This window comes from Pseudomonas sp. FJ2-5-13, from assembly GCF_029201605.1.
Lineage (GTDB): Bacteria > Pseudomonadota > Gammaproteobacteria > Pseudomonadales > Pseudomonadaceae > Aquipseudomonas > Aquipseudomonas lactis.
In genome coordinates this window covers 4,504,157-4,517,195 of the sequence record NZ_CP104045.1, presented here as the reverse complement: position 1 = coordinate 4,517,195, position 13,039 = coordinate 4,504,157, and the positions used below count along the sequence as shown (strand labels likewise).

At 61.0% G+C, this 13,039-nt stretch carries 12 protein-coding genes; 6 read left to right on the top strand and 6 right to left on the bottom strand.

Annotation, left to right across the window (positions count from 1 at the left end; translation table 11 throughout):
• Positions 1–12 precede the first annotated feature (12 nt).
• Positions 13–2,277, bottom strand: a complete 2,265-nt coding sequence (locus tag N2A98_RS19920) for an EAL domain-containing protein (RefSeq protein WP_047711600.1) — start codon at positions 2,275–2,277, stop codon at positions 13–15.
• A gap of 139 nt (positions 2,278–2,416) precedes the next feature.
• A complete protein-coding gene (locus N2A98_RS19915) occupies positions 2,417–2,785 on the bottom strand; it encodes a YkgJ family cysteine cluster protein (protein WP_032895678.1) in 369 nt (122 codons plus the stop codon).
• A gap of 253 nt (positions 2,786–3,038) precedes the next feature.
• Between N2A98_RS19915 and N2A98_RS19910 the strand changes: the two genes are divergently transcribed.
• Positions 3,039–4,385 carry an MFS transporter gene (locus tag N2A98_RS19910; RefSeq protein WP_034125959.1) on the top strand — a complete coding sequence of 449 codons (1,347 nt, stop codon included), beginning with the start codon at positions 3,039–3,041 and terminating at the stop codon, positions 4,383–4,385.
• A gap of 645 nt (positions 4,386–5,030) precedes the next feature.
• Here N2A98_RS19910 and rapA read toward each other — a convergent pair.
• Positions 5,031–7,877: an RNA polymerase-associated protein RapA gene (rapA, locus tag N2A98_RS19905; protein WP_032895680.1), complete on the bottom strand. Its 2,847-nt coding sequence runs from the start codon at positions 7,875–7,877 to the stop codon at positions 5,031–5,033.
• A gap of 219 nt (positions 7,878–8,096) precedes the next feature.
• On the opposite strand from rapA, the gene N2A98_RS19900 reads away from it, so the two are divergent.
• Complete coding sequence (locus N2A98_RS19900) at positions 8,097–8,438, top strand: hypothetical protein (RefSeq protein WP_044267485.1); 342 nt, start codon at positions 8,097–8,099, stop codon at positions 8,436–8,438.
• Here the strand turns inward: N2A98_RS19900 and N2A98_RS19895 are convergent.
• The 3 genes from N2A98_RS19895 to N2A98_RS19885 form a co-directional block, all read right to left on the bottom strand.
• A complete protein-coding gene (locus N2A98_RS19895) occupies positions 8,435–9,616 on the bottom strand; it encodes an aminotransferase class V-fold PLP-dependent enzyme (RefSeq protein ID WP_275622546.1) in 1,182 nt (393 codons plus the stop codon). The two genes, N2A98_RS19900 and N2A98_RS19895, sit on opposite strands and share 4 nt — an antisense overlap.
• The gene (locus tag N2A98_RS19890; protein WP_044267479.1) at positions 9,613–10,083 is read right to left on the bottom strand and encodes a RidA family protein; all 471 of its coding nucleotides are present in this window, start codon (positions 10,081–10,083) and stop codon (positions 9,613–9,615) included. Before N2A98_RS19890 ends, N2A98_RS19895 begins: the two co-directional genes overlap by 4 nt.
• Positions 10,084–10,174: 91 nt before the next feature.
• The gene (locus N2A98_RS19885; RefSeq protein ID WP_275622545.1) at positions 10,175–11,047 is read right to left on the bottom strand and encodes a LysR substrate-binding domain-containing protein; all 873 of its coding nucleotides are present in this window, start codon (positions 11,045–11,047) and stop codon (positions 10,175–10,177) included.
• A gap of 133 nt (positions 11,048–11,180) precedes the next feature.
• Between N2A98_RS19885 and N2A98_RS19880 the strand changes: the two genes are divergently transcribed.
• The 4 genes from N2A98_RS19880 to N2A98_RS19870 all read left to right on the top strand — a co-directional run bounded on the left by N2A98_RS19880 (position 11,181) and on the right by N2A98_RS19870 (position 13,027).
• Positions 11,181–11,342, top strand: a complete 162-nt coding sequence (locus N2A98_RS19880) for a hypothetical protein (protein WP_003193515.1) — start codon at positions 11,181–11,183, stop codon at positions 11,340–11,342.
• A 143-nt stretch (positions 11,343–11,485) separates the two neighbouring features.
• Positions 11,486–11,602, top strand: coding sequence for a cytochrome c oxidase subunit CcoM (gene ccoM / locus N2A98_RS27185; protein ID WP_019817835.1), 117 nt, complete (start codon positions 11,486–11,488; stop codon positions 11,600–11,602).
• Between the two features lie 243 nt (positions 11,603–11,845).
• Entirely contained in the window at positions 11,846–12,451 is a 606-nt protein-coding gene (locus N2A98_RS19875) for a DUF4823 domain-containing protein (RefSeq protein ID WP_003193513.1), read from the top strand.
• Between the two features lie 15 nt (positions 12,452–12,466).
• Positions 12,467–13,027 carry a DUF1285 domain-containing protein gene (locus N2A98_RS19870; protein ID WP_275622544.1) on the top strand — a complete coding sequence of 187 codons (561 nt, stop codon included), beginning with the start codon at positions 12,467–12,469 and terminating at the stop codon, positions 13,025–13,027.
• Positions 13,028–13,039: the final 12 nt, after the last annotated feature.

Sequence of the window (13,039 nt, the reverse complement as noted above, 5' to 3'; positions counted from 1 at the left end):
CAGCAGACGCTATCAGCGAATCGGCCTGACAATAGACTGCGAACCCACTCGTTCCGTAGCGGGATCCTTGGGGGCAGGGGTTTCGCTGTTGGTTTCCACGCTGAGCGGGTACAGGGGATTGCGCATGGCAATCCCCTGCATCACGCCGATGATGGCGTCGAAGGGCACCGCCGGGCTGAGCAGGTAGCCCTGGATGTAGTCACAGCCATGCTTGAGCAACAGCTCGAACTGCGCCTGGGTTTCCACCCCTTCGGTGACCACCTGCAAGTGCAGGGTGTGGGCCATGCCAATAATCGCCTGGACAATTTCACTGTCTGCGGTGGATTTGGGGATGTCCTGGATAAACGAGCGGTCGATCTTCAAGGTGTTGAGCGGCAAGCGCTTGAGGTAAGCCAGCGACGAATAGCCAGTGCCGAAGTCATCGATGGCCAGTGAAACACCCAGGGCGCGAATCTGCCGCAACAGAGCCAGGGTGCTGCTGATATTGCCCATCAACGCGTTTTCAGTGACTTCCAGTTCCAGGCGGTTGGTGCCGATGCCGGCGAAGCGCAGCGCGTCTTCGATTTCATCGGCCAGTTCGTCACGCGCCAGGTTCAACGCCGAGCAGTTCACCGCCATGATCAACTCGGTGTAGCCCCGGTCAGACAACAGGCTCAGGTCGTGACAGGCCTGGCGCAGTACCCAGTGGTCCAGTTCGGCGATCAGCCCGTTGTTCTCGGCAATGCCGATAAAGCGGTCCGGGGCCAGCAGCCCGTGTTGGGGGTGTTGCCAGCGCACCAGGGCTTCCAGGCGCGTGACCTTGCCCAGCTTCATGTCGAATATCGGTTGATAAAACAGCACCAACTGGCTGCGCGTACGCAAGGCGGCGCGCAGCTCTTCTTCCAGTTGCAGCTCAAGAAAGGCGCGGGTTTTAAGGTTGGAACTGAAGAAGTTCAGACAATTGCGCCCGGCATCCTTGGATTGGTACAGCGCCAGGTCGGCGGTTTTAAGCAGTTCTTCGCAGGTGTGGCCGTCTTCGGGAAACAGGCTGATGCCGATGCTGGTGGTCATCACCATGCGCCGGCCGGCCAGTTCGATGGGTTCTTTCATCTTCTGCATGATGCGCTGGGCCATGTTCCGGGCTTCGTCGCGGTGATGAATATTGACCAGGATGCAAAACTCATCGCCGCCAAAGCGTGCCACCACATCTTCATGGCTGCGTATCGAGCCCTTGATATGCCCGGCCAGCACCGTGAGCAACTGGTCGCCGGCATCATGGCCCAGGCTGTCATTGATACGCTTGAAGTGGTCGATATCGAGGAAGATCACCGCCATCATGCCCTGAGTGCGGGTTTTTTCCGCGACTTTCTCCGCGAAGATCTGATTGAAACCACGGCGGTTGAGCAGGCTGGTCAACGCGTCGAAATGGGCCACTTGTTGCAGCGAGGCGCGGGCCTGGTCGAGTTCGCTGAGCAGCGCGTTGACCCGGCGCAGGTCGCGCTCCTTGTGTTGCAGCTTCTTGTCGGCCAGGGCTGCGCTGACGCTGCTGCCGATCACCAGCAAGGTGATCATCGCGACTGAAAGGCCCAGTTGAATCGGGTTGTCATCGGCCCGCAACGACAGGTCCGTGCCGCTGGGCACCAGCATTTGCATGGCCGCCATGCCGGTGAAGTGCATGCTCAGGATCCCGGCACCCAGCACCAGGCTGGCGGCGTATTTGAGCAGTTGGTGAAACACGCCGGCCCCATTGCGCAGGTAACTGGACAGCAACAACGCCGCCAGGCTGGCGCCCATGGCAATCGCCACCGAGGCCAAAAACAGCCGTGTTTCGAAGTACACCTGGGCCTGGGAACGCATGGCCGACATGCCCACGTAGTGCATCAACGCGATACCCAGCCCCATCCACACTGAAGCCACCAGGTACTGATGAAAACGCAGGTGGGTATGACTGAGGGTCTGCATGGCGAGCAACGAAGCGATCAGAGCGATCAGCAGCGAGGCGAAGGTCAAGATCAATTCGTAGTGAATGGCAATGGGCGCTTGGAAGGCCAGCATGCTGATGAAGTGGGTCGACCAGATGCCACCTGCCAGGCATCCCGCACCCAGCCAGCGCCAATGGCGGCGGGCGGTGGGGTTTTCGACATGGCCGACACGTTCGGCCATGTCCAGGGTACCGAAACCCGCCGCGCAGGCGACCAGGTACGCCAGCAACACCAGAAACGGGTTATGACTGCAATTGAGCAATAAATGCCCGCTGTCTGGAAGGTCGGTAAAAAAATGCTGCCCCAGCCATTCCATAGCTTATCCCGTCACAGAGCCCTGTCACTGCCAGCGGCGATGACCTATGAGCTCGAGTATAGGAGTCTCTCGAGCTTTGCCATCGGTAATGGCGTTTTGATCTCAAATTATTTTGATATGCCTTCCATAGCGTTTGGTGCTAAGCGCTGATCGGCAGGTCGAGTTCGAAGTGTGGAGCCTCCAGCGGGGCCAGGCCAAATGCGGCACGGGCGGCGTCGCAATCGACATTTTGTACGCCCTGGCTCCAGGACGCCTCGAACTCACGGCATACACTGGAGCGTTGCTCATAAATTGAGCAACTGGTGGCCTGTCCGACTTCACCTTCAAGGCTGGCGCAGCGTGCCGGCTTGCGGTCGGTGCCGATCATCGCCACGCGGCTGGGGTTGATCTGCACCACCAGCTCATCGGGCACGGTGCCCCCGGACGAGGCGCACTCACCCCAAAAGAAAGACACGCGAAAGTGTGAACAGCAGGCACCGCAATTCAGACACGGACTGGCTTCGGACATGGGCGTCATCAATAAGAAAAGTAGGAGGAGGGTGCTGCGAAAGGCTCGCCATTCTATCCGTGCCATGGCCGTTGGGAAGAGGGGCACGCACTTATATTTTCGTGGGCAAAATCCCCGGTTGTCTGGGTGAAATCATGCCCTATCAGCTTTACGAATCATTACAGACAATCACCGCCAGCCTGACTATGTTGCAGTGACCTGAGCAGGATGCATCGGGCATCGCAGCTCTCATAACAATAAAAGAGACGGACCCATGCAGAACTCGACCCAAGCGGCGAATGCCTGGCGCATTCTGTTCCTGCTGTTCCTCGCCAACCTGTTCAATTTCTTTGACCGTACCATTCCCGCGATCATCATCGAGCCCATCCGCATGGAATGGCACTTGAGCGACTTCCAGCTCGGTATCATCGGCACCGCCTTTACCATCGTCTACGCCATTGCCGGGCTACCGCTCGGGCGCCTGGCCGATACCGGTTCACGCAGCAAGTTGATGGGCTGGGGCTTGTTCGCCTGGAGCGGGCTGACGGCGGTCAATGGCATGGTCGGCAGTTTCTGGACCTTCCTGTTGGTGCGCATGGGCATTGGCATCGGCGAAGCCAGTTATGCACCGGCGGCCAATTCGCTGATTGGCGACCTGTTTCCCGCCCACCGCCGCGCCCGGGCCATGGGGATTTTCATGCTCGGCCTGCCGTTGGGCCTATTGCTGGCGTTCTTCACCATCGGTGCGATGGTCAAGGCGTTCGACAGCTGGCGCGCGCCCTTCTTTATCGCGGCGGTGCCGGGGCTGATCCTGGCGGTGTTCATGTTCTACATAAAAGAACCCAAGCGGGGGGCAGCGGAAACCGTGCAAGTTTCCCAGGAGCGCGTCGACCGCCCGATCCGCCGCGTGCTGGCCGTGCCGACCTTTCTGTGGCTGGTGCTGGCCGGGCTGTGTTTTAACTTTGCCACCTATGCGTGCAACTCATTCCTGGTGCCGATGTTGCAACGCTATTTCCTCATGCCGTTGCAGGACGCGGCCGTCGCAACCGGCGTCATCGTCGGCCTGACCGGCCTGGTGGGATTGACGCTGGGCGGCTGGATTGCCGACAAGATTCATCAACGGGTCGCCAATGGTCGATTGTTGTTTGCTGCGTTCAGCTTGATCATCTCCACGGTCACCACCGCCTGGGCATTGCACGCCGGGCGTGTTGAGATCGGGGTGTTTGTTGCGCTGTTCAGTGTGGGTTGGTTGTTTGCCTACAACTTCTACACCTGCGTGTATACCGCGATCCAGGACGTGGTCGAGCCGCGTTTGCGCGCGACAGCGATGGCGCTGTTTTTTGCCGGGCTGTATCTGCTCGGCGGTGGCATGGGGCCGGTGGTGGTCGGGGCGCTGTCCGATCATTTTGCCCATTCGGCGATGTATGCGGCCGGGGCGCAGCAGATGACCGAGGCTTATAAAGCGGTGGGCTTGCATGACGCCATGTACCTGATTCCGGTGGCGCTGTTCTTGACCATGCTGTTTCTGTTCCAGGCCTCGCGCAGTTTTGTGCGCGATGCCAAGCGGATGAAGGAAGGGTTGAGTGCGGTTGAGGTGCCGGCGGCTGCGGCTACAGCTTGAGATCGAGGTGACCCTTTCGCAGGCAAGCCAGCTCCCACCTTTGACCGAGTTGACTGAACCTTGTGTGGTCAACTGTGAGAGCCGGGCTTGTTCGCGAAGGCCGGATAGCCGTCCCGCGATCCACCTGTGAGAGTTGGCTTGCCTGTTCAGCTCTGGCACCCCACCGTCCAACTGTGGGAGCGGGCTTGCTCGCGAAGGCGGCCTCACAGTCAACACAGTTGGGCCGGGTACGTATCCGTTATTTAGGTAACGGCCACTTAGGGTTCCGCCCTGACGGCGGCTCACTTTTGAACAGCGCAAAAGTAAGCAAAACGCTCTTGCCCCACCACTCGGCACCTCGCTTGGGCTCGGTGTGCCCGTAATCCGCCAGTGATTTGGGGGGGCCGCCGCCACGCGCCATCCATGGCGCGGGGCGGCTAAACCGGCATCCCTGCCGGTTTACCCCCCAAATCCCTGTCGAATTCCGGCCAGCGTGGTTTGACGGGGCGCTTAAGATCAAGATCAAAAGCAGATCAAGAGCGGCTCGCTTCGCATCGTGGTTACTGTCGATTGCTTCAGAGTTGTGTAGATACCTATGCCGCGATGAGGCCTGCAAGGCCAATAAAAAAGCCCGCATTGCGCGGGCCTTTTATGTTCAGCGGATTATCAACCCGCCACCAACACTCGAATTGCTTCCAGTCGCAACGCGGCTTTATCGAGCATGGCCAGGCCTTGCTCGCGTTGGTTGCGCAGGGCTACCAGCTCGCTGTCGCGCACGGTCGGGTTGACCGCTTGCAACGCGGTCAGGCGCGCCAGTTCTTCGTCGGTGTCTGCCGCGAGGCGACGCTTGGCTTCGGCCACGCGTTCGGCGTGACGCGGGGCGATCTTCTCTTCACCGGCGTTGATGCGCGGTGTGAGTTGGTCACGCTGGGCCTGCACGAATTTGTTCGCGCTGGCCCGTGGCACGCTTTCCAGCTGGTCATTCAAGGTCACGAACGACACGCGGCCCGACAGGTCATTGCCGTTGGCATCCAGCAGGCAGCGCAAGGCGGCCGGTGGCAGGTAGCGGCCCAGTTGCAGGGAGCGCGGGGCGACTACTTCGCTGACATACAGCAGCTCAAGCAATACGGTGCCTGGCTTGAGCGCCTTGTTCTTGATCAGCGCCACGGCGGTGTTGCCCATGGAGCCGGACAGCACCAGGTCCATGCCGCCTTGCACCATCGGGTGCTCCCAGGTGATGAACTGCATGTCTTCGCGCGACAGCGCCTGGTTACGGTCGTAGGTGATGGTCACACCTTCGTCGTCGCCCAGGGGGAAGCTGGCGTCGAGCATTTTTTCGCTGGGCTTGAGGATCAGCGCGTTTTCCGAATGGTCTTCGCTGTCGATGCCGAACGCGTCGAACAGGGTTTCCATATAGATCGGCAGGGCGAACTGGTCGTCTTGTTCGAGGATGTCCTCGACCAGCGCATCACCTTCCCCAGCGCCACCGGAATTGAGTTCCAGCAAGCGGTCGCGACCGGTGTGCAGCTCCTGCTCCAGGCGCTCGCGCTCGGCACGCGCTTCGTCGATCAGGGCTTGCCACTCGCCGTCGTCGGCAGCTTCCAGCAAGGGCAGCAGGCGTGGGCCGAACTGATGCTGCAAGGCGTTGCCAGTCGGGCAAGTGTTGAGGAAGGCATTGAGCGCTTCGTGGTACCACTGGAACAGGCGTTCTTGCGGGCTGGTTTCCAGGTAGGGCACGTGCAGTTCGATCACGTGTTTCTGGCCGATCCGGTCCAGACGCCCGATGCGCTGTTCCAGCAGGTCGGGGTGGGACGGCAGGTCGAACAGCACCAGGTGATGGGAAAACTGGAAGTTACGGCCTTCACTGCCGATTTCCGAGCAGATCAGCACCTGGGCACCGAACTCTTCATCGGCAAAATAGGCCGCGGCGCGGTCACGCTCCAGAATGTTCATGCCCTCGTGGAACACCGTGGCCGGAATGCCGGAGCGCACGCGCAGGGCGTCCTCCAGGTCCATGGCGGTTTCGGCGTGGGCGCAGATCACCAGGACCTTGGTGCGCTTGAGCATTTTCAACTGGTCGATCAGCCACTCGACCCGTGGGTCGAAGCGCCACCAGCGGTTCTCTTCCTCGATGTCCGGTTGCGCCTGGAAGCTGACTTCCGGGTACAGCTCGGCGTGTTCGCCCAGGGGCAGTTCGAGGTATTCGTCCGGGTTCGGCAGCGGGTAGGCGTGCAGCTTGCGCTCGGGGAAGCCTTGCACCGCGGCACGGGTGTTGCGAAACAGCACGCGGCCGGTGCCGTGGCGGTCCAGCAGCTCACGCACCAGGCGGGCACTGGCTTCGGTGTCGCCATCGTTGACGGCGGTGAGCAGGGCTTCACCTTCGTCGCCGAGGAAGCCTTGAATGGTCTTGTGTGCGGTCGGCGACAGGCGGCCCTTGTCCAGCAGCTCCTGCACGGCTTCGGCCACCGGGCGATAGTTTTCGCTCTCGGCGCGGAAGGCTTGCAGGTCGTGGAAGCGGTTCGGGTCCAGCAGGCGCAGGCGCGCAAAGTGGCTGTCCTGGCCCAGTTGTTCCGGGGTAGCAGTCAGCAACAGCACGCCGGGAATCACCTCGGCCAGTTGTTCGACCAGCGAGTATTCGGCGCTGGCCTTGTCTTCGTGCCACACCAGGTGGTGGGCTTCGTCGACCACCAGCAAGTCCCAGCCGGCGGCAAACAGCGCATCCTGGGCCTTCTCGTCGTCCACCAGCCATTCCAGCGCAACGAGTGCAAGCTGGGTGTCTTCGAACGGGTTGGTGGCATCGCTTTCGATAAAGCGCTCTTCATCGAACAGCGCAACCTGCAGGTTGAAGCGGCGGCGCATTTCCACCAGCCATTGGTGCTGCAGGTTTTCCGGGACCAGGATCAGTACGCGGCTGGCGCGGCCCGAGAGCAGTTGGCGATGGATCACCAGGCCTGCTTCGATGGTCTTGCCCAAACCCACTTCGTCCGCCAGCAACACGCGTGGCGCGATACGGTCAGCGACTTCGCGGGCGATGTGCAGTTGGTGGGCAATCGGTTGGGCGCGTACGCCACCCAAGCCCCACAGCGAGGACTGCAACTGGCGGCTGGTGTGTTCCAGGGTGTGGTAGCGCAGCGAGAACCACGCCAGCGGGTCAATCTGCCCGGCGAACAGACGGTCGCTGGCCAGGCGGAACTGGATGAAGTTGGACAGTTGGGTTTCCGGCAGGGTGACCTGCTCGTTCTGCCCATTGAGGCCGTGGTAGACCAGCAGGCCATCGACGTCGTCGACTTCCTGTACGGTCATTTTCCAGCCTTCGAAATGGGTGATGGTGTCACCCGGCGAAAACCTCACGCGAGTGAGGGGCGCATTCCGTAGCGCATACTGGCGCGTGTCGCCAGTGGCCGGATAGAGCACGGTCAACAAGCGGCCGTCCTGTGCCAGAACGGTGCCTAACCCCAGCTCTGCTTCGCTGTCACTAATCCAGCGTTGCCCCGGTTGATACTGCTGCGCCATGCTGCCTGACTCCCGCCGTGAAAAAGCCGACTATGTTAACGGAACACGGCCCGGCGCCCAAGAACTCTGACAAAAACTACGCTGTTTATACGGGCCGGCGGAAATTGAATCGACGGATGGCGGGCACTTGAGAGTGTCGACTGAGTCACAGCTTGGCACGCGGGTGCTCAAGTCACCCTGCCACCCGCCGACAGCCTGTTGATCAGGAGAATAATTATCATGCTGCCACCCATGCTGCCCGTCAGTGTTGTGCCGGTCACGTCGCAACTCGACCCGGCACGCCAGAAGCCGGATATCCCGCCGGTGGTGCCCGTTCAAGCGGGTTCCAACGAGAGCACGATCGACCTGAAAAAAGGCGATGCCGAGCAATCGACCTTTCTGTTGCGCGAAGAGCAGCGGCGCCAGCAGGAGCAACACAAGCGTCGGCGCGAAGCTGACGACGACGCGCAGCAGCATTTGCCGATTCCCGGCGACTTGCTCAACGCTGATAACACCGTGCCCGTGGCGCCGCTGATCGAAGACGCGCCGCGCCAGGGCCTGTGGGTGGATATCGAGGTTTAACCCTTCAGTTCGCGCAAGGCCTTCACCAGCAACTCAATCTCGTCATCGGTGTTAAGCGGGCTGACGGAGATGCGCGCAACGCTGCTCAACCCACGCGCTTGCATGTCCAGCGGGGTGTAGGCCACGCCATTGGCGCCGATGTTGATGCGCTTTAACCCCAGGCGTTGCTTGAGTTCAAAACTATCCCAGCCGGCCAGGTTGAACGCGATCAAGCCTGAATGCGTGTTGCCCAAGTCGTGCAAGCTGATCTCCGGTATCTGACGCAGTGCTTCGCGGATTCGCGCGCTGGTCTGCAAGACTCTTTGCCATACCCGCTCAATCCCCAGTTGACTGATCTCGTGCAACGCATTGCCCAGGCCGGCCAGCAGGGCGAAGGACACTTCGCTGGTTTCAAAGCGTCGCGCGTCGTTGCGCAGGTCGAAGCCTTCGGCGGTCCAGGGCGCTGAAAATACGTCGCGTTGGGCCGGGTTCAGGTGCGGGAGAAACTCCGGCCGGATGTACAGCAGTGCGGTACCGCGAGGCCCGCGCAGGTGTTTGCGGCCGGCGGACTTGAGCACATCGCACTGCAACGCTTGCACATCCACCGGCAGCTGGCCGACGGCTTGGCCCGCGTCGATGAAGTAGGGAATGGTATGCCGCCTGGCCACATCGCCGATGGCCTGGGCCGGGTTGATCAAACCACCGTTGGCCGGCAGCCAGGTGAGGTCGATCAGCTTCACCTTGGCATCGAGCATTGCCTCCAGTGCCACAGGGCAGGCGGCGCCGCTGGCATCGCACGGGATGACCTCCACCCGCGCCCCGGCTTGAACGGCCAGTTCCATGCTCGCCAGGTTACCGCCCCATTCATGGCGCCCCACTAGAATTCGATCGCCCGGTTGCCACGGCCCCAGCGCCTGGAAGGCCATGCTCCAGGCCGTGGAGCCACTGCTGGCGAAGGCAATCGACGACGCGGGCGCATTGAGCAGTTGCCCGGCGGCTCGGCGGGCCTTTTCCACTAAGACGGCACCTTGTTCGCCGGCCTCCATTGGGCCGTCGCGAGCTTCGCGTTGCAGCTGTTCGATGATGGCGTCGAGCGTCGCCTGGCTGGGCAAGGATGCCCCGGCGTGATTGAAGTGCACGATGCCGGATTGGCAACCGGGCGTGGCCTCTCGCAAGTGCTGCACTTGCAGCGGGCTCATGGCTGCAACTCGAAAATGGCATCGACCTCCACGGCGACGCCAGCCGGCAAACTGCAGACCCCTACGGCAGTGCGCACGTGTCGACCCTTGTCGCCGAGGGCGTTGACCAGCAGGTTCGAGGCGCCATTGGCGACCACGCTCTGGCGCTGGAAATCGGCGCTGCTGGCAATGAACACGCCCAGACGCAGGACGCGCACCACCCGCGACAGGTCATCGCCCAGCGCGTCGCTTAGTTGCCCCAGCAGGCCCAGTGCCGCCAGTTCTGCCGCTTGGGCGCCGTCTTCATCGCTGAGGGAGTCACCCAGGCGGCCAAGGTAGGCGGGTTTGCCATCGAGCATGGGAATTTGCCCGGAGATGAACAGTTGATGCTGGCTGCTCACATGATTGATGTAGTTGGCCGCGGGTTGGCTGGGCGTGGGCAGTGTCAGGCCGAGGGCGTGTACGCGCTGGCGGATGGAGTCGGTCATGGTGAAACCCTCTGGTGTCAGAAGGTTCCAGCATGTTGGCGGTGGCGAGGGGCGACAAACGGATAGATCTCACTCGACGTATCGAAAAAACTCACGCGTCGGCACACGCCTGCTTCAGCCACTGGCTGAAGCATTCAGCCGTCTCACTGAGCGGGCCCTGGGGGGCGATCAGCCAATAGCCGATGTCGCTGTGATAGGGCGGCCAGTCAAAAGCCTCCACCAGGCTGCCGTCCTGGAGCCTGCGTTCGATCAGGCGATGGCGGCCCATGGCGATCCCCTGGCCGGCCACGGTCGCTTCGACCACGATGTTGTAGTCATGCAGCATCACGCGGGGGTGGCGATCGAGGTTGACCTGGTAATGGGCGGACCAATAGGTCCACTCGAAAGGACGGTGAGAGGTCGCCATCAACAACGGGCCACTGGCGACCTGCCGGGCTTTGAATGCAGGGCTGCATACTGGTGACAGGGTTTCGGCCATCAGGCGCGTGGCGTGCACGTCGGGCCAGTCGCCCTTGCCGTAGCGGATGGCCAGGTCAACCTCGGCCGTGGCGACATTGGCCAATTGAATCGCGGGCAGCAACTCCACCTGGATATGCGGGTAGCGCTGTAGAAACTCGGCCAGGCGCGGCGCCAGCCACAACGTGGCAAAGGACGCCAGCAAGCCGATACGCAACACATTGGCGCTGGGCGCACCCCGTTGGTTGCGCGTCGCAGCGGCGATAGCGTCCAGGGCAGGGCGGATCTGCTCGTAGTACGCTTGCCCGGCCAACGTCAGGTCAATCGCACGGGTTCGCCGGATAAACAGCGGCTTGCCCAAGTGGTGTTCGAGCTTATGCACCTGGTGGCTCAGCGCACTTTGGGTCACCGACAACTCGTTGGCCGCCTTGATAAAACTCAAGTGCCGCGCCACGGCTTCGAAGGCGCGCAGGGCCAACAGTGGCGGAAGGTCGTTGTGCAAGGCCACTTGGATGCGCCTCCTGGGCAGGGTAGAAAGCGCCGATTCTGGTCGATGGCCTGCATTTTGTCGCTCGCTTAATTGCCGTCGGGCGAGGCAGGCCGCATTATTGAGGCATTACCGCCACGACGTAAGCCAAGCCATGAGTGATGACGACAAGCTGATCGACCTGAACGCCGAACGCGCCAAGCGCGTGCACGACCTCAATGACAAACGCTTGAATGAAGTGCGCCAAGCCTTCGAACAAGCCATGCCCCTGGGCAAACCCAAGAAAAAGCCCAAGAACAAACCGAAAAAGCGTTGAAACACCCTGCATCCGTTGATGCAGGTCAGTTATTCCCCTTCTTTACGCCCCGTTGTGGGCGACATTGATCCTGGTCAATTTCCCACTGTGCCTTCTCCATTAACTTAGCCCTATCGCAACAGGGCAAGTGCAGGAGGCCGGTCATGTTTTTCGATAATGTGGTTTTCGCCGGAGTGCTGACTGTTAGCCTCATGGTGCTGTTTTTTGTAGGGTTTGGATTTTTTATCTGGAAAGACGCGAACAAGCGTAAAAAACCTTAAGTCTTTCCGGGTTACATGAGCACGCAAGGCATTTTGGGCGACTTCGGTCGCCCTTTTTTTGTCTGTCAATTGATGGATGAAGAGCTCCCTCGCCACAGGTCCAGCGTCGTACCGACGTTGTGTAGATACCTATGCGCATCGCAGGCAAGCCCCACATTTGTCATGCGCTGCTCGAACTGGCGTAGAACCTGCATCCCACGCCCCATTCGCCGGTTTCCTGTCACCGGCCTCTGGAGGATTAGGATGCGTAGTCTGGTTTTGCTGCTGGCGTCATTGGCCCTGGGCGGTTGCATGACCGTCAGTGATATGGCCGAAGGCACCCGCTATCAGATGAGCGATGCCGGGCTGCTCGACCACAGCGATACGCGGCGTACTGCCTCGGTGCGCATACAGCCGGACTCCTTTGTGTTTATCGCCCAAGGCGCCTTCGTGCCGCCGGGCAGCGCTTACCCGCGGCCCAATGTGGTGGCCGAGGAAGCATTCAATGGCTTCGTCGAATATTTCCCCATGGTGCGTCGCGCCCGTCAGCCCGAAGGGCTGGAACAGGCCATGGCCGAAGCCCGCGACGCCGGTGCTCACTACCTGCTGTATTGCCGCTTTGCGGCAGCCGATGACCGTATCGGCAACGCCGACGAGTGGACCGACCAACAAGCTCTGGACCGCCTTGGCTTGGACAGCGGGGTGATCCAAGTCATGTTGATCGAGACCAGCACCCAGTATTTGATTGATACTGCACGTATTCGCAGTCGTGGCGGTTTACTGACGTTCCACGACACATCGCCACAAGATTTGATTGCCCGTCCCCTGGCGCAATATGCCCGCGGTTTACTGGGCATGAGCAATCAGTAAACAGAGGAGCCCGTCATGACCGATTCCGCCAAGGCCAATGATTTATTGGCCCAACTGCCCAAGGGCAAAGGGCCGGCACCGGTGCATCTGTGGAACCCGGCTTTCTGCGGCAATATCGACATGCGCATCGCCCGTGACGGCACCTGGTTCTACCAGGGCACGCCCATCGGGCGAAAGCCGATGGTCAAGCTGTTCTCCAACATCATCCGCCGCGATGGCGATGATTATTTCCTGGTGACGCCAGTGGAGAAGGTCGGCATCCAGGTCGATGATGCGCCCTTTGTCGCCGTGACCCTGGACGTGCAAGGGCAGGGCGAAAGCCAGGTTTTGCGCTTTACCACCAATGTCGATGAACAGGTCGAGGCAGGCCTCGAACACCCGCTGCGGGTGGTGATCGACCCCGTCACCCAGGAACCCGCACCCTACGTGCGCGTTCGCACCAATCTTGAAGCCCTCGTGCATCGCAACGCTTTTTACCAGTTGGTGGAGCTGGCCGTGAGCCGTCCGATCAACGGTCAGAACTGGCTTGGCGTATGGAGCAGCGGGGAGTTTTTCCTCATTGGCCTGGAGCCCTGAGGCGGGTTTTGT